Below are 19,234 nucleotides of genomic sequence, written 5' to 3'. Positions count from 1 at the left end.
CTGAGCATTCGCGTCGATGGCAGCAGTTCTGGCCGCATCGCGTCCGTCCAATGAACTTCCAAAAACTGGCCGCAAAGTCCGGACGCCAAAGATGCGTCACAACCTGAGAGATCAGGTTAACCAGGAGGAATAAAGATGCAAAGACGCTCGTTCCTGAAACGTTTGAGCGCAGGGGCCGCGGTCGGCGCACTTGCGGCGCCCGCCATCGCGCACGATCTGCCCGCAATTCGCTGGCGCATGGCGACGAGCTGGCCGAAAAGCCTCGATACCTTGTTTGGCGGCTGCGAAATGGTTGCGCGGCGCGTTGCCATGCTCACCGATGGCAAATTTCAGATCAGGGCGTTCGCCGCCGGCGAATTGGTGCCCGGCCTGCAGGTGCTCGATGCTGTGCAGCAGGGCACCGTCGAATGCGGCCATACCGCGGCTTACTACTACATCGGCAAAAATCTCGCGCTTGCATTCGACACGACGCTGCCCTTCGGATTGACGGCGCGCCAGCAGAATTCGTGGTTCTACTACGGCGGCGGCCTGCAGCTGATGCGCGAATTGTTCGCGCAGTACAACACTGTCAACTTTCCGTGCGGCAACACCGGCGCCCAGATGGGGGGGTGGTTTCGGCGGCCAGTGACATCGCTTGCCGACTTCCGGGGTTTAAAGATGCGGATTCCGGGTTTGGGCGGACGCATCCTGGCGGCGCTCGGCGCGGTGCCGCAGACGATTGCCGGCGCCGATGTGTATCCCTCGCTGGAGCGCGGCGCGATCGACGCCACCGAATGGGTCGGCCCTTACGACGACGAAAAGCTCGGCTTTTACAAGATCGCGAAAAACTACTACGCGCCGGGTTGGTGGGAACCGGGCGCCACCGTGAGCCTGATCGTCAATGCCGAGCAGTGGAAAAAACTTCCGCCGCCCTACCAGGAAGTCCTCGCGACGGTGTGCAAGGAAGTCAATCTCGACATGACTGCCGGGTACGACGCCAAAAACACGGCGGCTCTGCAGCGCCTGATCAAATCCGGTGTCGCGCTGCAAAGCTTTCCCGACGATCTCATGAAAGCCGCCCAGAAAACCGCGTTCGAAATCTACGCCGAAGAAGCCGGCAAGAATCCGGCATTCAAAAAAATCTACGACAACTGGAAGAAATTCCGCGACGAGCAGTATCAGTGGTTCGCTGCGAATGAGGCTGCGTTCGAGCGGTTTGTGTACGCCAATAAGGTTTAGCCAAGGTTCCGGATTTCCGCGCCTGCCCGCGATGGGAAATACACGGACTTATCGCGAGACGAAGCTCGTTACCATTGCCGGAAACGCGATGACCAGCGCTACCATGATGATCTGAATGATCACAAACGGGACCGCGCCCCAATAGATATCGCTGGTCTTGATCGACGCCGGCGCGACGCTGCGCAGATAGAAAAGCGCGAAGCCGAACGGCGGGTGCAGGAATGACGTCTGCATATTGATGCCGAGCAGCACGCCGAACCAGACCAGGTCGATGCCGAGCTTTTGCGCGATCGGCGCGAACAGCGGCACCAGGATGAAGGCGATCTCGAAGAATTCCAGAAAAAACGCGAGCAGGAAAACGACGACGTTGGCGAAGATCAGAAAACCGAGCGCGCCGCCCGGCAGCGCGGTCATCAGGCTTTCTATCCATAGATCACCGTCGACGCCGCGAAATACCAGCGTGAAAATCGTCGATCCGATCAGCACGAAAATCACGAAGCTGGTGAGGCGCGCGGTCTGGTCCATCGCTTCGCGCAGCAGCTTCCAGTTGAGCTTGCGCCTGGCGAGCGCCATTGCCAGCGTCGCCGCGGCGCCCATGGCGGCGCCTTCGGTTGGCGTTGCCAGACCGAGAAAAATTGTGATCAGCACGAGAAAAATCAGCGCGAGCGGCGGCAGCATAGTGGATACCACGCGCCGCGCCAGCGCGCTCCCTCGCAAAACGCGCGCTTCGGCGGGCAGCGGCGGCGCGGCTTTCGGATTGATCAGCGTGACGAGGAAGACGTAGCCGAAATAGAGTCCGCTCAACACCAGACTTGGAACCAGCGCGCCGGCGTACAAATCGCCGACCGAAACCGCCATCTGATCAGCCAGCACGACCAGCACGATGCTGGGCGGGATGATCTGCGCCAAGGTGCCGGACGCGGCGATGGTTCCGGTCGCGAGCCGAACGTCGTAGCCATAGCGCAGCATGATCGGCAGCGAAATCAATCCCATGGCGATCACCACCGCGGCCACCACGCCGGCGGGCCCGCCGAGGAGGGCCCCGACAAAAATCACCGAGTAGGCGAGGCCGCCGGGCAAGCGGCCGAACAACTGACCCATGGTGTCGAGCAGATCTTCGGCCAGACCGCTGCGTTCCAGCAGCACGCCCATGAACGTGAAAAACGGAATCGCGAGCAAGGTCTGATTCGACATAATGCCGAATATGCGATCGGGCAAGGCCTGCAGCAGGCTGACCTGAAACAAATCGAGCTTGATGCCGATCGCCGCGAACAGCAGCCCGACCGCGGCAAGCGAGAAAGCGATCGGATAGCCGAGCAGCAGAAAAACGACGAGCCCGACGAACATCAACGGCCCCATCAGCTCGAAGATCATTACGGCGCTGAGCCCGTGGCCGTAATGGTGGCGGCTTTCTTGATGATCTCGGCGATCGCCTGCAGCGTGAGCAGGGCGAAACCAAGTGGAATCATCAGCTTGACAGGCCAGCGCAAAAGACCGCCCGGATCGGGCGAACCCTCATTGATTTGAAACGACGACGCGGCCATCGGCCACGACAACCAGAGGATGGCGATCGCCATCGGCAACAGAAACAGCAATCCACCGAAAATGTCGATCCATGCCCGTGTCCGTTTCGAGCATCGGCTGTAGAAGACATCGACGCGCACGTGGCCATCGTGTCGGTGCGTATAGCCGGCAGCGAGCAGAAAGATCGCGGCGAACAGATACCACTGAATCTCGAGAAACGCATTTGAGCTCATGCCGAACGTGTAGCGCGAAACCGCGTTGCCGCTTGAAACGAGAACGGCAATCAGCACCAGCCAGGCGCACGCGCGGCCGATGCGCTCGTTCAGCGCATCGATGAAGGCGGCTATGCGGAGAAGGAAGTACAAGACGGCAAATGTTCGAGGTTTTTTGGTACGCGCAGGGTTTTGCGCAGGTTTTGACTCCGCGTCATTGTAACGCCAGGGATATCACGTGGTTTCGATCAAGAGATCCGAATCTGGACGGCAATGCGCTTTAAAGCCCGCCATCGATGAACTCGATTCAGAGACATGGCGGCCGCTAAATGATCTGCTGGAGTCTTGCCGCCATCAAGTAACGCGTCGCGCCGGGAAATGAGTTGCGTCGAACAGATGCCAGCCGTTTACGGTAAAATTCGCGGCTCGCCAAACGGATTGCCATGAAATGTCCTTTTTGTAACGCTGCCGACACGCAGGTCGTCGATTCCCGCGTCAACGAGGAGGGCGACAGCATACGCCGACGCCGCCGCTGCGCGATTTGCGAAAAGCGTTTTACGACGTACGAAACAGTCGAATTGCGCATGCCGCAGGTCGTGAAGCAGGACGGCACGCGCACCGAATTCGACGCCGAACGGTTACGTACCGGCTTTTCGCGGGCGTTGCACAAGCGGCCGGTCGCAGCCGAAACCGTGGATAAAGCAATGCACGGCATCACGCAGAAACTGCTGGCGCTTGGCGAGCGTGAAGTGGCATCACGTCAAATAGGCGAGATGGTGATGCAGGAACTTTACAAGCTCGATAAAGTTGCCTATATACGCTTCGCCTCGGTGTATAAAAGCTTCCAGGACGTCGGTGACTTTCACGACGCCATCAAGGAAGTGCAAAATCCGCCAAAAAGGAGGCGCCGCTAGCACGGGGGAACCAGCACGAATGCCAAGGACGCCCGGCCCGTTCGTCTGCTTTTATTCAGAAATCGCAACCGACAATACGACGACCCACTTATGCCGCAGCCTGATGACTACGCCATGATGGCGCGCGCCCTGCAACTCGCGGAGCGCGGCCTGTACACCGCAAGCCCGAATCCGCGCGTCGGCTGCGTGATCGCACGCGACGGCCGCATCGTCGGCGAGGGCTTTCATGAAAAAGCCGGCGAAGCGCATGCCGAAGTCGCCGCGCTCAAAGCGGCTGGCGCCCAGGCCGCAGGCACGACCGTGTATACGACTCTGGAGCCGTGCAGTCACCAGGGGCGCACGCCGCCGTGCATCGATGCCTTGATCGAAGCAAAGGTCAGGCGCGTGGTCGCAGCCATGCAGGATCCGAATCCGAAAGTCGCGGGCAGCGGTTTCGAACGATTGAAGAGAGCCGGGATCGAGGTCGAGTCGGGCGTGCTCGAGCACGAAGCGCGCGAGATGAACATCGGTTTCGTTTCGCGCATGACGCGCGGCCGCCCGTGGATCCGGCTGAAAATCGCCGCCAGCCTCGACGGCAAGACGGCTCTCAACAACGGCGCAAGCCGCTGGATCACCGACGCCAGCGCCCGGCGCGATGGCCACCACTGGCGCGCGCGTTCGTGCGCTGTGCTGACCGGCATGGGCACCGTGCGCAAGGACGATCCGGAATTGAACGTGCGCGAAGTCGAAACGACGCGCCAGCCGCTGCGCGTGATCATCGACAGCAAGTTGCAAATTCCGCTGACTTCGCGGGTGCTGAAAGGCGGCGGCGTGCTGGTCGCGTCGGCTCTACATTTTCCTGGGCTCGTCAAACGCCTGGAAAAAACCGGCGCGCAGGTTGCGTTGGTGCCCGGCGATTCCGGCAAGGTAGGACTGCCGCAACTGATGCAGGAACTCGCGCAGCGCGAGATCAACGAAGTGCTGGTCGAAGCCGGCATGGAGCTTAACGGTGCGCTGCTGAAAGCCGGGCTCGTCGACGAACTCCTGCTGTATTTCGCGCCGCAATTGTTCGGCGATACCGCGCGCGGCATGTTCGATTTGCCCGAGCTCACCGATCTGTCGGGCAGACGGGAGCTCAATATCACCGACCTGCGCAAAGTCGGCGGCGCTATCCGCATCGTCGCACGCCTGATCGAGCAATCGGCAGATGGCGCTCCCGCCCTGGCTGGTCGCTGACAGCTCTGGTCTCTCGCGCCTCGCGCATGGCATTCAAGGATCATTTTTCCGGGCACGCCGGCGAGTACGCCAGATATCGCCCGCGTTACCCAGCCGAGCTGTTCACGAAGCTTGTCGAAAGCGCGCCGGCGCGCGAGTTGGCGTGGGATTGCGCGACTGGCAGTGGCCAGGCCGCGGTCGCCCTCGCAAAATTGTTTGCGCGCGTGATTGCCAGCGACGCCAGTGCGGAGCAAATCGGGAACGCGGCGCGGCTCCCGAATATAGAATATAAAGTCGAAACAGCCGAGCAATCTTCGCAAGGCTCCGCAAGTGTCGATCTGATCACAGTCGGCCAGGCTTTGCACTGGTTCGATCTGGTAAAGTTTTACGCCGAGGCGCGGCGCGTGCTGAAGCCGAATGGCATCATCGCCGCGTGGTGTTACGGGGAGCGCATGATTGCGCCGGACATCGACCGCGTATTCACTCGCTATTATCGCGATGTCGTCGGCCCTTACTGGCCGCCGGAACGCGCGCTGGTCGAGGACGGTTATCGCAGCCTGCCGTTTCCGTTCGAGCGCATCGGCATTGGCGAATTCGAGATGACAGTCGAATGGGATTTGGCTGAGCTGCTCGGCTACCTCGGTACATGGTCTGCGAGCCGGCGTTACCTCGCTGCAACCGGCCGCGATCCGCGCACCGAAATCGACAGCGAACTGCGCGCCGCGTGGGGGCCGGAAACCATGAAGCGCGTGATTGCGTGGCCGCTGCATCTGCTGGCTGGCACAAAGAATTGAGCTAGGCGCCCGTTTCCGTCTGCAATTTGCCACGAGGCGCATTCAGCGGCCGACAGAATCCATCGAGGTTCGCAATTGTTTACCGGCATCATCGAAACCACAGGAAAAATCGCGGCCATAGCGCCTTGCCGGGCCGGTTATCGCGCCGCCATCGCGTCACCGCTGGATTTGCGAGACAGCAAGGTGGGCGACAGCATTGCCGTCAATGGCGTCTGTCTGACTGTGGTTGCGATCGAGCAGAATGTTTTCAGTGTCGATGTGTCGGCGGAAACCATAAGCTGCACGAGTGGGTTTCGGCAGGACGATAGCGTCAACCTGGAAAAGGCGTTGCGCGCGTCCGATCGGCTCGGCGGACACTGGGTCAGCGGCCACGTCGATGGCGTCGGCGATGTCGCGGAATTCGAACCGGCTGGCGACAATGCGTTGCTGCGGATCGCCGCGCCGCACGCGCTGATGAAATACATCGCGCGCAAAGGATCGATCACCGTGAACGGCGTCAGCTTGACGGTGAACGCGGTCAATGCAGACAGCTTCAGCATCAACCTGATTCCGCAAACCTTGCAGGCCACGAATCTGCACGCACTGCGGCGCGGCAGCAAGGTCAATCTTGAAATCGATATGCTCGCGCGCTATGTGGAACGGCTCGCGCAATTCGGCGCGGTATCGATATCGACCGCGCAATGAGAAACGATGGCGCTTAACTCGACGGCTGAAATCCTCGCCGAAATCAAAGCCGGCAAAATGACGATCCTCGTTGACGACGAAGAGCGCGAGAACGAAGGCGACCTCGTACTCGGCGCCGAATTCGCGACCGCCGGCCACATCAATTTCATGGCCACGCACGGCCGCGGTCTGATTTGTCTGACCTTGACTGAAACGCACTGCCGGCAACTGAATCTGCCGCTGATGGTGGCGCGCAATCGCTCGTCGCCGGGAACCAATTTCACGGTATCGATCGAAGCTTCGCGCGGCGTGACGACAGGCATCTCGGCCGCCGATCGCGCGCGCACGATTCAAGCCGCGGTTGCGTGCGATGCGACGCCTGACGACATCGTGCAGCCAGGCCATATTTTTCCGCTGATGGCGCAAAAAGGCGGCGTCCTGTCGCGCGCCGGGCACACCGAAGCCGGCTGCGATCTGGCCCAGCTCGCTGGATTGACGGCAGCGGCCGTGATCTGCGAAATCATGAACGACAATGGTGAGATGGCGCGCCTGCCCGATCTCGTTGAATTCGCCGAGCGCCACGATTTGAAAATCGGTTCGATCGCCGATCTGATCCATTACCGCAGCCAGACCGAATCGCTGGTTACGCGCGTCGCCGAGCGGCCGATACAGACGCTGCACGGCGAATTTACGCTGGTCGTCTATAACGATCAGACCACGCAGGCGACGCATCTGGCTCTGGTCAAAGGCGAAATTGCCGCGGCCGAGGAAACGCTGGTGCGCGTGCATGAGCCCTTATCGGTGATGGATTTGCTCGATGCCGGCGACCGCCGCCACTCTTGGAATCTGAACGATACGCTGCAGACGATCGCGCATGCGAAACGCGGCGTCATCGTGTTGTTGCACAAGCCGGAAACCGCCGCCGAACTGCTCGATCGTGCGCGCGGTACAGCGCCAGTCAACACCGATCAATCGCGCATCGATCTGCGCAATTACGGCATCGGCGCACAAATTCTGCGCGACCTGAATGTGCGCAAAATGCGGCTCTTGGCTGCGCCGCGCAAAATGCCGAGCATGGCCGGCTTCGGGCTCGAAGTGACCGGCCACGAGCTGCCCGATTAATTTCGGGGTTCAACGAGCCGATCGCCGGAACGGCAAACAAGCGACAGCGACCATGAAAGAGATCGAGAACACTTTAAACGGAGCCGGACTGCGCGTCGGCATCGTGATGAGCCGATTCAATCAGGCCATCGGCGAAATTTTGCTGGGCGCCTGTCATGCGGCGCTGAAGGAGCGCGGCGTCGCCGAAAACGATATCACGCTGGTCACGGTCCCCGGCGCGCTCGAAGTGCCGCTGGCCTTACAGAGGCTGGCGACGCGCGGCGATTTCGATGCACTCATCGCGCTCGGTGCGGTCATCCGCGGCGACACTTATCATTTCGAAATTGTCGCCAATGAATCGGCGAGCGGCTTGATGGCTGTCCAACTCGACAACGGACTACCGATCGCTAACGGCATACTGACGACTGACACCGAGGATCAGGCACTGCACCGCGCGCGCGAAAAGGGCGCCGACGCCGCCGCAGCTGCGATCGAAATGGCGCGGCTGCTGGAACGGCTTGATGACGAATGACAAGAGCGATCGAGCCGGCGGCGGCAAAACCAGCCGGCGGCGCTCACGCGAATTCGCCGCGCAGGGCCTCTATCAATGGCTGCTCTCGGCCGAAACGCCCGATCGCATCATCGCCCATCTTGCCGAGCGCGAAGATTTTGCGCGCGCCGATGCCGAGCACTGTTCGGCGCTGATCAGGGGCGTCATCCGCGAGGACGAAACCTTGCGTACCGCCTTGGCGCCGCATCTCGATCGCCCGATCAACGCGCTGAGCCCAGTCGAGCACGCGATTCTGCTGTTGGCGACGTATGAGTTGACGCATTATCTCGAAATTCCACGCCGCGTCGTAATCAACGAAGCCATCGAAATCGCCAAACGCTACGGCGGCACTGACGGTCACAAATATGTGAACGGCGTTCTGGATCATGTTGCGAAAATCGCGCGCACAGGCGAACAATAGCCATCGCAAAGCCATTGCGCCGTAGCTGGCGGCAGCTGGCTTCGCCCGTTTGTGCGACGACGGGATGGCGTAAAATCCGGCATGCTTTCCGAATTCGACATCATTGCGCGCTATTTCACGCAGCCGTGCCGGCGAACGCTGCTCGGCGTCGGCGACGACGCGGCGCTTGTACAGCCGGCACCCGGAATGACGCTCGCCGCGGCGACCGATATGCTGGTCGCGGGCAGGCATTTTTTTGCCGATGCCAATCCGCGTCAGCTCGGACACAAAGCCTTGGCAGTGAATCTGTCCGATATGGCGGCGATGGGCGCAACGCCTCGCTGGGCGATGCTGGCACTGGCGCTTCCCGAAATCAACGAGGGCTGGCTCGCCGAATTTGCTGACGGTTTCATGGCGCTTGCCCGCCGCCATGAGGTCGACCTGGTTGGCGGCGATACGACGCAGGGTCCGTTGAATCTGTGCGTGCACATCATCGGCGAGGTTCCGGTCGGCTGCGCATTGCGCCGTGATGGCGCAAAACCCGGCGATCAGATCTGGATATCCGGGCGACTCGGCGATGCGGCACTCGCGCTCGCGCATCTGCAGCATCGCATCACGCTTGAGATCGAAGCGCTCGATGCTTTTCTGCAGGCGCTGCATATGCCGAAACCGCGGATCGCGCTAGGCCAGGCTTTGCGCGGCATTGCGTCGGCGGCGATCGATATCTCCGACGGTCTGGTGGCCGACCTCGGCCATATTCTCGAACGCTCGGGAGTCGGCGCGTCTATCGATTTTGCCGCGATCCCGAAAACGGCGATCCTCGGTCGTCACGCTGCCAACCCGGTTGCGCGTGAAGCAGCGCTGGCCGGGGGCGACGATTACGAATTGTGTTTTACCGCCCCGCTGAGCGAAAAAGCCCGCATAGGGCGAATCGCGCAGGAACTCGAATTGCCGCTGACCCGGATCGGTCACATCGACGCCGGCGACAAACTGGTCGTGCGCGATGAAACCGGGAAAGCCATGAACATCGAACGCCGGGGGTACGACCATTTCGCCTGAAGCATCGCTAGCGGCAGCCTCGCCGCGCGGCACGTGGAATTTCGTCAAAGCAGCCGCCCACCTGCTCGCATGCGGTTTCGGCGTCGGCAACGCTGCTTTTGCCCGGCATTGATCAAAGTCATCTGAACGCAAAAGCCGTATGACGGACGATCGCCTTTTCGTACTTGCGCAAGGACTGGGCGCGGCGCTTTGCAGCAGAAAATGGATGCTGGCGACGGCCGAATCCTGTACCGGCGGCTGGGTCGCGCAGGAAATCACCGCCGTTGCCGGAAGCTCGCAATGGTTCGAGCGCGGTTTCGTCACTTACAGCAACGCGGCGAAATACGAAATGCTGTCAGTCGATCTTCGAACGCTCGAACAACACGGCGCCGTATCCCAACAGACCGCGATCGAAATGGCGAGCGGCGCGCTGGCTCATAGCCGGGCGGATGTAGCGCTCGCTGTCAGCGGCATCGCAGGCCCGGATGGCGGCACGCCGCAGAAGCCGGTTGGCACTGTTTGTCTTGCCTGGGCTGTTAAAGGCCGAAATCCGGTCAGCGAAACGCAGCGCTTCGACGGCGGCCGGGAAGCGATACGACGGCAGGCAGTCGCTCGCGCCTTGCGCGTTGCGCTCGATCTGATCGCGGCAGCCTAGAAACCGCTCCGGCGCGTGCTTCCGGCGGCCGCCGACTTTATGCAATAATCGGGCGCTATTGATCGCCTATGCGGAACCGTCTTCTCAATCCGCGCCAGCGCTGATCCATCTCTTCGCAAGCTTCTCCAACACAAGGAATTTCCATGGATGACAACAAAAGCAAGGCGCTTGCCGCCGCCTTGTCGCAGATCGAAAAACAGTTTGGCAAGGGCTCGATCATGCGCCTTGGCGAAAACGAGGTTGCGCGCGATATCGACGTCGTCTCGACCGGTTCTCTCGGGCTCGATATCGCGCTCGGCGTCGGCGGTTTGCCGCGCGGCCGCGTGGTGGAAATCTATGGTCCGGAATCGTCGGGCAAGACGACCCTGACTTTGCAGGTGATCGCCGAAATGCAAAAGATCGGCGGCACTGCGGCCTTCATCGACGCCGAGCACGCGCTCGATCCGCAATACGCGCAAAAGCTCGGCGTAAAAGTCGGCGACCTGCTGATTTCGCAGCCCGACAATGGCGAGCAGGCGCTAGAAATCGCCGACATGCTGGTCAGATCCGGATCGATCGATTGCATCGTCGTCGATTCCGTTGCCGCGCTCACGCCGCGTGCCGAGATCGAGGGCGAGATGGGCGAACCGCAAATGGGTCTGCAGGCGCGCCTGATGTCGCAGGCATTGCGCAAGCTGGCGGCGAACATCAAGCGCTCAAACACGCTGGTGATTTTTATTAACCAGATACGCATGAAAATCGGCGTGATGTTCGGCAATCCGGAAACCACCACAGGCGGCAATGCGCTGAAGTTCTACGCGTCGGTGCGCATCGATATTCGCCGCACCGGTTCGATCAAAAAAGGCGACGAAGTGATCGGCAATGAGACGCGCTGCAAAGTCGTCAAGAACAAGGTCGCGCCGCCCTTCAAGCAGGCCGAGTTCGACATCCTGTATGGCGAAGGCATTTCGCGCGAAGGTGAAATCATCGAGCTTGGCGTGCTGCACAAGCTGATCGAAAAAGCTGGCGCATGGTACTCGTATCGTGGCGAAAAAATCGGCCAGGGCAAGGACAACGTCCGCGAGTTTTTACGCGATCATCAGGAGATCGCGGCCGATATCGAAGCACGCATCCGCGAAAACGTCGGCGTCGCGGCAATGCGCGTTGCCGCTACTGCCTGATCGGGTAATTTGAGTCAGGCGCCAAGCCTGCGTGCTCGCGCTTTGCGCTATCTGGCGCGCCGCGAACACACGCGAGCCGAGCTTGAAAACAAGTTGTCCGGTCAAACTGAAGACGAAAGCGAGCTTGCCGCCGTGCTCGATGATCTGGCGCGCAGCGGATTTTTATCCGATCAGCGCGCGCTCGAAAACATGATCAACGCCCACCGCGGAAAGCGCGGCGCCGCGCGCATCGTCCATAACCTGCGCAACAAAGGCGTCGGCGAAGAATTGATAACGGCTGCACTGCCGGGGTTGAAAGCGGGCGAAACCGACGCCGCGCGCAACGTTTGGCAGCGAAAATTCGGCGCGCTGCCGCACAATGCCAGCGAACGCGCCAGGCAAATGCGATTCCTGCAAAACCGCGGCTTCGATTTTGAAACCATCAGGATCGTATTGCGCGACGCCGAAGCGAAGCGATAGTGACCTCACCCGACAACGGAGCATCGACATCAAGCCCGCGCTATTCGTCGTGATGACTGCCTTGCTCCTTGCCGGCTGCGACACAATGCCATTCGGCTACACGCCGATCGCCGAGATCGCCGCCGCGCCGACCCGGTTCGAAGGCAAGGAAGTCAAGATCAAAGGCAGGGTCGTGAACACGACGCAAATCCCGCTGCTCGAAGTAAACCTTTTCCTGCTGGAAGGCGATGGCGCGGAAATCGCCGTGGTCACATCCGCCAAGCTTCCCGCGCTGAATGAGGAAATTCGCGTGCGCGGCGTCGTGCAAAGCGGCGCCATCATCGGCGGTCGATCGATCGCGCTGCGCGTTACCGAAACGGAACGTCTGCCACGTTTCTGAATCAACCAGGTTTAAGCGGCTCGCAAAGCCCGGATGCACAGCTTCTGCCTTGCCGCGCTCGTTGCCGGGTTGTAACATCCCAAAAACCCCACAGATTCACGCCAAGGCATTGCCATCCTTATGAATTCCAGCGAAATCCGCCAGAAGTTTCTCGATTATTTCGAGAGCGAAGGTCATCGGATTGTGCCTTCGAGCCCGCTCGTCCCGGCCACTGACCTGACTCTGCTTTTCACCAATGCCGGCATGGTGCAATTCAAGGACGTATTTCTCGGCCGCGAAAAACGCGATTATGTTCGCGCGACGAGTTCGCAGCGCTGCGTACGCGCCGGCGGCAAGCATAACGATCTCGAAAATGTCGGCTACACGGCGCGCCATCATACGTTCTTCGAGATGCTCGGCAACTTCAGCTTCGGCGATTATTTCAAGCGCGACGGCATACGCTACGCGTGGGAATTTTTGACCGAAGTGCTGCATCTGCCCGCCGACAAACTCTGGATCACGGTTTACGCAGACGACAATGTCGCCGCCGATATCTGGCTCAATGACATCGGCATTGCTGCCGAACGGCTAACGCGCATCGCGACCGCCGACAATTTCTGGCAAATGGGTGATACCGGCCCGTGCGGTCCGTGCAGCGAAATTTTCTATGACCATGGCCCGCTGGTGCAGGGCGGCCCCCCGGGCAGCGCCGACGCCGACGGTGACCGCTATATCGAAATCTGGAATCTGGTGTTCATGCAGTACAACCGCGACGAGCACGGCGTGCTGCATGTGTTGCCCAAGCCATCGGTCGATACCGGCATGGGACTGGAGCGCATCGCCGCGGTTATGCAGGGCGTGCACAGCAATTACGAGATCGATCTGTTTCAGCATTTGATAGCGGCTGCCGCTCGAATCACGAATACCGACGACCCCGGCAACAACTCGCTGAAAGTCATCACCGACCATATTCGCGCATGCAGCTTTCTGATCGTCGATGGCGTGATTCCGGGCAACGAGGGGCGCGGCTACGTGCTGCGCAGGATCATCCGTCGCGCCATCCGGCATGGCTACAAGCTTGGCGTGAAGAAAGCGTTTTTCTATCTGCTGGTCGCCGAGCTTGATCACGTCATGGGCGATGCTTATCCTGAACTGCGCGAGGCCAAAGAGCGTGTCGCCGCGGTAATGAAACAGGAAGAAGAGCGTTTTGCCGAAACCCTGGAGAACGGCATGCAGGTGCTCGAATCCGCCATGCATACCGAAGACCGCATGCTGTCGGGCGAAACGGTGTTCAGGCTTTACGACACCTTTGGTTTCCCGCTCGACCTGACCACCGACATTGCGCGCGAGCGCGGCATCAATGTCGATTTCGCCGGCTTCGAGGAAGCGATGCAGCGACAGCGCAGCCGGGCCAAAGCGGCATCGAAATTCGGCGCCCGGCAGAGCGTGGCCTACAGCGGCGCGACAACACGCTTCCACGGCTACGAGGTTCTGCAGTACAGCGCGCAAATTCTCGCGATTTATTCCGGCGGCGTGTCGGTCGATGCGATCGAAGCCGGTGATGCTACCGTCATAGTTCTGGACGAGACGCCGTTCTACGCGGAATCCGGCGGCCAGGTCGGCGATACCGGGATGTTGCTTGCCGGCCACGGCACGTTCCGCGTCGACGACACGCAGAAAATCCAGGCCGACGTGTTCGGGCACAAGGGCATGCTGCAAATGGGGCGGCTCGCGGTTGGTGATGCGGTCGATGCCGAAGTCGATTGCGCGGCGCGCGCGGCCACCATGTACAACCATTCGGCGACGCATCTGATGCACGCAGCGCTGCGCCAGGTACTGGGAACGCACGTCACCCAGAAAGGCTCGTTGGTCGATCGCCACCGCACGCGTTTCGATTTTTCACACCCGTCTCCTGTCACGCCCGAGCAGCTGCGCGAAATTGAAGCGCTGGTCAACCGCGAAATCCGCCGCAATCACCCGGTCGAACCGCGCTTGATGAAATACGACGACGCGATCAAGACCGGCGCGATGGCGCTGTTCGGCGAAAAATACGGCAATGAAGTCCGCGTGATCGGCATGGGCGATTTTTCGACCGAGCTGTGCGGCGGCACGCACGTCAAGCGCAGTGGCGACATCGGGTTTTTCAAGATCGTATCGGAGTCGGGCGTCGCCGCCGGAATTCGCCGCGTCGAAGCAGTAACGGCGGATGGCGCATTGAATTACGTGCAGCAACAGCAGCAAACCATGCAGGAAATCGCCGGATCGCTGAAAGCGCAGCCGAACGAAGTCGGCCAGAAAATCGGCCAGGTGCTCGATAACGTGCGCGCGCTCGAAAAGGAACTGGCGCGGTTGAAAGCGAAGTTGGCCAACACGTCGGGCGGCGATCTCGTGAGCCAGGCGATCGACGTCGAAGGCGTCAAAGTGCTTGCTGCCGCGCTCGAAAATACCGACGCAAAATCGCTGCGCGAAGCGGTCGACAAGCTCAAGGACAAACTGAAATCGTGCGTTATCGTACTTGCCTCGCACGATGGCGCGAAGGTCACGCTGATTGCCGGCGTCTCCTCCGACTTGACCGGTCGCATCAAAGCCGGTGAGCTGGCCAACTTCGTCGCGCAGCAGGTAGGTGGCAAGGGTGGAGGCCGGGAGGATATGGCGCAGGCCGGTGGCAATCTTCCTGAGGAGTTGCCGGCTGCCCTGGCTGGCGTTCCCGAGTGGTCAAGGCAGAAGCTGCTCAGCGAGCAGGCGGCCACGACGTAAAGCTGCCGAACTTCTGATCAAGCGCCGTTCGTCCCTTCGGTTAAAGGTCCGGCGGCAGGCCCAGATCGGCTCGATTTCTGAATCACTTCGGGTTGCACCCTCCCCATTTGCTGGGGGGCTGGGGTGGGATTCGCTGGCCGCGCGATTTTCCGCGTCCGCTAACTTCTTTTTTCCGTGATCGCCCTTCGTATGGCCGCCAACGGCGCGTCTTCGTTGAACGTTACCGTTGCGCCGCTTCGCTCGACGCCAAGCCGCGCCCACAGTTCGTCGAGTTCGACTTCGGATGGCGCGGCCTTCATGCGGTCATAGGTTTCCCGCAGAACCGGAACGCCGGTCGCTTCATCGCCGATCTGGAGAACGCGTGAAATCGGCCAACTTTTTTCGATGTTGCCGCCAGCTCGATTGATCGCACGCAGCGCATCCTGCAGGCCGCGCTTGTTTGCCGTGCGTTGACGAATCTCGATATCCGCCAGTAGACAAAACAAGGCGCCGCCCCAGTAGGTTCGACCCCAGGTCGGCGTGTGATCGAGCCCGTGGTCGCCTGCCTGCGGCAAACCATTCGGAAGCCCGTCTACCATGCTCGCCCAAACCTGTGCCGCGCTCAACTGCCCGGCTTGCGCGCGCGCGATCGGTTCGACATAAGTTGCGATACCCTCTTCCAGCCAATGTTGCGACGAGCGCAACCCGGGCAGCGCCAGATGCACCATCTCGTGGGTCATCACCCAATCGCGCGCGAAATGCCGTTCAGTGCTCGCGCTGCCAACCGGTACCTTGATGGCCGCGCCGCCGTAGCCATACGAAGTCCCGCCACGCACCCCTGCCCCCGTCACAGGCATCACGAGAATCTGCACGTCCTTGACCGGAAATTGGCCGTAGTAAGCCGCCGTCGCCCGCGCCGATTGCGTAATCCAGTGGATGATCGCGACGCGCGGAACATGCTGCGCACTCGGCGCAAAGGCGACTTCCAGCCGAGCACCCGCGATCTCGAGCCTTTCCGAAGGTAGCGCGGAAAACGCCGCATACGGCATTCCTGCAGTCTCGAAGTTGCCGATAGCAAGCGTTTCAGTCACGAGAACTGCGGACAAAACCGCTGCCGCCAGGCATTTGCTCGAACTTCGTCTGCGCATACGATTTATCGACGTTCCCAGCGAACCGTTCACTATCCCCCGCTTTTCCACCGCTCGGCAATCCGGATTTTCCGTTCATGAAATAGGCGCAAAGAGAGTAAATATTTTCCCGAAAATTCCGTCACAAAGTGCCGCAATTTAAGCTTTGCTTTGAGCCTCCTTTCTAACGTGTTTACAGAGCCTTACATCGATCTCGGTGATTCGTTTCTGGTTAAGCAGCCGGAGTCAAGCGCCGGATTTTTTGTACAAGTGATACTTTATGTTTACCAGGCAAACATATGAAATGGCACGGTGTTTGCGATATACCCATCATGTTTGACCGCTAGTGTTTTGCTGCAGGTCCCTGCGGCGTGGCGCGATCTACTGCTTTCGACAAAAAAAGTCGTGGGGAGAAGCAGTCGGGTTGCGTCTAGCCTCCCGCTCGCGGGAACGGACAGGCAGTTTTGGGAGGGGGTTCCCCTCCCCTTTTTAGCGCTCTTTTGGAAAAGAGATCGATAAAAAGGCCGCAAAGACGCAATACGCGGACTGGAGGGAGCCATCAACACGTTCCGGCAGTTCCTCTAAAATAATACATCACCTCCCAGCCAGCGGCCGCTCAACAGCGGGTTTCCGCTGCATCGCAACCATCTAAGCAGTCCTGTCTCCGCGAGCATGATCGCGCCGGAGTACGCGAAGTAAAGCATCGCGCCATGCCGGTACTTGTTGCGAATCCAGTTTCATCCCTTTGATTTCCTCGTCCGGCCCGAGCGAAAGTTCGGAAAGTACAGGACGCCTGGTTCAGGGTTTTCTTGAATCGATACATCGGACACCAGGAATGGCGTCCGCATCGAAACGCATCGCGCGGTGGCGCGATTATGCGCACCCAAGGTCTCGGTTGCGATCCCGCACAAACAGGCTTTCCTACAGCGTTCCCGCTGCGTTAAGTCGCAGACACATCGCCGAGTGCGACGCGAAACTGGCGCAGTACTTGCCATGTTGGCATCGCCGAACGTGCTGCCGGCGAAGGTTGTGTTGGGATCTTTGAACATTCGTGGACGCTTGGTGCTGACGAGGCGCGGGGTTTCCCGCTTCGGCACCGTCATAAGCGCAAGCTCGATGCGTTGCGACCTACTCGATCCGGATGCGGAACATCAGCGTGAAGTTCGAGCCGGCATTGAAGACGCCTTTGGGATTGATACGGACGTGGGTCACTGCGGGATCAACTCCATTGATATCGGGCGCCGGGGTATAAGTAAATGTCGCGCCGCCGTTGTTCGAGAAGCCCACGTCGTCCGCGCCGCTCGCAAGCGAGGTAAATGTGTAGCCAAGTCCGCTTGCCGGCGCGCCATCCGTGAACGCCACAGACCCCGAACCTGCGGCCCCGAAATCGCCGACGAACAAATCGGTATTCGCGGGAATCGCGTCGATGACGAACACCGTGTCAACGTCTACGGCGCCGGGCCCTGGGTTGGTGACGACGATCGTATAGCCTATGAAAGCGCCGGGGATGGCTTTTGGATTGGTTGCGCTATTGAGCGGATCGGAAAAAGTCTGTGTGCTTTTGACCACGGTCAGCGAAGCGGTGACTGTCAGCGTGTCGCTCGCCGCCGCAGTACTCACTCCTGCATTGGTCGAAGTGAGCGCACCGGCTGCGATCGTGTTGGTGTGCGCTCCGGTTGTGCTACTCGTCACGTTGACCGTCACGGTACACGAGCCGCCTGCGGGTATCGTGCCGCCCGAGAGCGATACACTGCCGCCACCGGAAGCCGCGGTCACGCTGCCGCCGCACGTGGTAGAGCCGCTTGGGGTCGCGCTATTCGTAATCTGCGCGGGATAGGTATCGGTAAATGCGGCTCCGGTGATTGCCGTGCCTGCGTTCGGATTGGTGAGCGTGACGGTCAGCACGCTGGCCCCACCTGTCACCATTGGATCAGGCGCGAAGTTTTTGGAGGCGACCGGCCGATTGAGCACAACCAATGCGGCGCTCGCGGTGTTGCCGGTTCCGCTGTTGGTGGAGGCGACGGCGCCGGATGTGTTGTTGTAGGTCGCCGCCGACGCGCTGGTAACAGTCACCGAGATCGTGCAGGTGCTGGTGCCGGTGGCGATCGTTCCTGCGCTTAACGCGATCGAGCCGGCGCCTGCGTTCGCCGTCACGGTCCCCCCGCAAGTATTCGTGACCGAAGGGCTTGCCGCATTGACGAGTCCGACGGGATACGTATCTGAGAAAGCAGCACCGGTCAGCGATGTCGCCGGATTCGGGTTGGTAATAGTAAAGGTCAGTACCGAATTGTTATTGACGCCGATCGTGTTCGGGTTGAACACCTTCGTAATCGTCGGCGGCGCTGGCTTTAGCGCAACCGCACCGATTGCCCATGGCCCGTTGAGCAAGCCATTTTGCGTCCAGCTCATGGTCACAGTCGCCGCCCCAGGTTCGGTGCTTCCCGCACCGATCATGCCGCCGCCCAGGATCGTGGCCGTATTGATGTTGTAGCGTTGCGTTTGACCCGCGCCGGGCGCGATGCTGTTGCCGAGCAGCGCGCCGCCCACTGCAACAACGTCTACAACGAGATCGTTGGCCGCGCTCGAAACATTCACCGTCGGCGTGCCGCTGCCGCCGGTCGCGGCTGCGAAGCTTCCTAGCGGCGTCGTCTGGTCCACGCCGAAATACGAAACCGCTCCCGCGACATATTTTATGTTGTTGATGCTGGGCGTGACGACGACGTTCGCAGTGCCGACCGCGGGATTGACCAGGCGCCACAACGAAATTCGCATGGTGTTGCTGGATCCCGCCGTGTTGCCGATATTGGTCAACGTCGTTCCGCCGTAAGTGACGCTGCTGATCACATTGACCATGGTTGTCCGATCGATCGAGATGCCGACAATCAAAACCCTGTTGGAGCCGGCGCCAACGGTATGCGAGAAAGAAAGGGCGCCACCGCCCGAGTCGCCGAAGCTCGTATTGCCGATCGTGATCGCAGCGAAGGCAGTTTGCGCGTAAAGCAGGTAAAGCAAGCTCGCGCTTACCACGAAGCATAACGCGCGCAACTTCTTCAATATATGCCGCATCACCTGCTCGCTCATTGCGCGGCTCCGCTGGATTCGCGAGCAGTGTTTCTTGCGTCTCTCGCCTG

18 protein-coding genes are annotated in these 19,234 nt (G+C 60.4%); 14 read left to right on the top strand and 4 right to left on the bottom strand.

Annotated features, from left to right (window positions below; all coding sequences use genetic code 11):
• The first annotated feature begins 135 nt into the window (after nucleotides 1-135).
• Nucleotides 136-1,218, top strand: a complete 1,083-nt coding sequence (locus H0V78_02230; protein MBA2350630.1) for a TRAP transporter substrate-binding protein — start codon at nucleotides 136-138, stop codon at nucleotides 1,216-1,218.
• A gap of 48 nt (nucleotides 1,219-1,266) precedes the next feature.
• Here the strand turns inward: H0V78_02230 and H0V78_02225 are convergent, their stop codons facing one another.
• A complete protein-coding gene (locus H0V78_02225) occupies nucleotides 1,267-2,592 on the bottom strand; it encodes a TRAP transporter large permease subunit (GenBank protein MBA2350629.1) in 1,326 nt (441 codons plus the stop codon).
• Entirely contained in the window at nucleotides 2,592-3,107 is a 516-nt protein-coding gene (locus H0V78_02220) for a TRAP transporter small permease subunit (protein ID MBA2350628.1), read from the bottom strand. Before H0V78_02220 ends, H0V78_02225 begins: the two co-directional genes overlap by 1 nt.
• Nucleotides 3,108-3,397: 290 nt before the next feature.
• On the opposite strand from H0V78_02220, the gene nrdR reads away from it, so the two are divergent.
• The 13 genes from nrdR to alaS all read left to right on the top strand — a co-directional run bounded on the left by nrdR (nucleotide 3,398) and on the right by alaS (nucleotide 14,997).
• Nucleotides 3,398-3,868: a transcriptional repressor NrdR gene (gene nrdR, locus H0V78_02215; protein MBA2350627.1), complete on the top strand. Its 471-nt coding sequence runs from the start codon at nucleotides 3,398-3,400 to the stop codon at nucleotides 3,866-3,868.
• A gap of 117 nt (nucleotides 3,869-3,985) precedes the next feature.
• Nucleotides 3,986-5,083: a bifunctional diaminohydroxyphosphoribosylaminopyrimidine deaminase/5-amino-6-(5-phosphoribosylamino)uracil reductase RibD gene (gene ribD / locus H0V78_02210; protein ID MBA2350626.1), complete on the top strand. Its 1,098-nt coding sequence runs from the start codon at nucleotides 3,986-3,988 to the stop codon at nucleotides 5,081-5,083.
• Between the two features lie 26 nt (nucleotides 5,084-5,109).
• Nucleotides 5,110-5,856, top strand: coding sequence for a class I SAM-dependent methyltransferase (locus tag H0V78_02205; GenBank protein MBA2350625.1), 747 nt, complete (start codon nucleotides 5,110-5,112; stop codon nucleotides 5,854-5,856).
• A gap of 75 nt (nucleotides 5,857-5,931) precedes the next feature.
• Nucleotides 5,932-6,540, top strand: a complete 609-nt coding sequence (locus H0V78_02200; protein ID MBA2350624.1) for a riboflavin synthase — start codon at nucleotides 5,932-5,934, stop codon at nucleotides 6,538-6,540.
• A gap of 6 nt (nucleotides 6,541-6,546) precedes the next feature.
• Nucleotides 6,547-7,641 (top strand): 3,4-dihydroxy-2-butanone-4-phosphate synthase, encoded by a 1,095-nt coding sequence (ribB, locus tag H0V78_02195; protein MBA2350623.1) that lies wholly within the window; start codon nucleotides 6,547-6,549, stop codon nucleotides 7,639-7,641.
• A 52-nt stretch (nucleotides 7,642-7,693) separates the two neighbouring features.
• Nucleotides 7,694-8,152 carry a 6,7-dimethyl-8-ribityllumazine synthase gene (locus H0V78_02190; protein ID MBA2350622.1) on the top strand — a complete coding sequence of 153 codons (459 nt, stop codon included), beginning with the start codon at nucleotides 7,694-7,696 and terminating at the stop codon, nucleotides 8,150-8,152.
• Entirely contained in the window at nucleotides 8,142-8,591 is a 450-nt protein-coding gene (nusB, locus tag H0V78_02185; GenBank protein ID MBA2350621.1) for a transcription antitermination factor NusB, read from the top strand. The genes H0V78_02190 and nusB overlap by 11 nt, the downstream gene beginning before the upstream one ends.
• An 81-nt stretch (nucleotides 8,592-8,672) precedes the next feature.
• A complete protein-coding gene (gene thiL, locus H0V78_02180) occupies nucleotides 8,673-9,629 on the top strand; it encodes a thiamine-phosphate kinase (protein ID MBA2350620.1) in 957 nt (318 codons plus the stop codon).
• 139 nt (nucleotides 9,630-9,768) lie between these two features.
• Complete coding sequence (locus H0V78_02175; GenBank protein ID MBA2350619.1) at nucleotides 9,769-10,263, top strand: nicotinamide-nucleotide amidohydrolase family protein; 495 nt, start codon at nucleotides 9,769-9,771, stop codon at nucleotides 10,261-10,263.
• Nucleotides 10,264-10,406: 143 nt separating this feature from the next.
• Nucleotides 10,407-11,423 (top strand): recombinase RecA, encoded by a 1,017-nt coding sequence (recA, locus tag H0V78_02170; protein MBA2350618.1) that lies wholly within the window; start codon nucleotides 10,407-10,409, stop codon nucleotides 11,421-11,423.
• A gap of 9 nt (nucleotides 11,424-11,432) precedes the next feature.
• Complete coding sequence (gene recX, locus H0V78_02165; GenBank protein MBA2350617.1) at nucleotides 11,433-11,882, top strand: recombination regulator RecX; 450 nt, start codon at nucleotides 11,433-11,435, stop codon at nucleotides 11,880-11,882.
• A 52-nt stretch (nucleotides 11,883-11,934) separates the two neighbouring features.
• Nucleotides 11,935-12,261 carry a hypothetical protein gene (locus H0V78_02160; GenBank protein MBA2350616.1) on the top strand — a complete coding sequence of 109 codons (327 nt, stop codon included), beginning with the start codon at nucleotides 11,935-11,937 and terminating at the stop codon, nucleotides 12,259-12,261.
• Between the two features lie 120 nt (nucleotides 12,262-12,381).
• Nucleotides 12,382-14,997, top strand: coding sequence for an alanine--tRNA ligase (gene alaS / locus H0V78_02155; protein MBA2350615.1), 2,616 nt, complete (start codon nucleotides 12,382-12,384; stop codon nucleotides 14,995-14,997).
• A gap of 158 nt (nucleotides 14,998-15,155) precedes the next feature.
• Here alaS and H0V78_02150 read toward each other — a convergent pair whose 3' ends face one another.
• Together H0V78_02150 and H0V78_02145 are read right to left on the bottom strand one after the other, a co-directional pair.
• Nucleotides 15,156-16,025 carry a hypothetical protein gene (locus H0V78_02150; GenBank protein ID MBA2350614.1) on the bottom strand — a complete coding sequence of 290 codons (870 nt, stop codon included), beginning with the start codon at nucleotides 16,023-16,025 and terminating at the stop codon, nucleotides 15,156-15,158.
• Between the two features lie 1,206 nt (nucleotides 16,026-17,231).
• Nucleotides 17,232-19,184, bottom strand: a complete 1,953-nt coding sequence (locus tag H0V78_02145; protein ID MBA2350613.1) for a hypothetical protein — start codon at nucleotides 19,182-19,184, stop codon at nucleotides 17,232-17,234.
• Nucleotides 19,185-19,234 lie beyond the last annotated feature (50 nt).

This window comes from Burkholderiales bacterium, assembly GCA_013695435.1.
Lineage (GTDB): Bacteria > Pseudomonadota > Gammaproteobacteria > Burkholderiales > JACMKV01 > JACMKV01.
The sequence above is the reverse complement of the archived record's forward strand: the minus strand, read 5'-3'. Positions and strand labels throughout refer to the sequence as shown.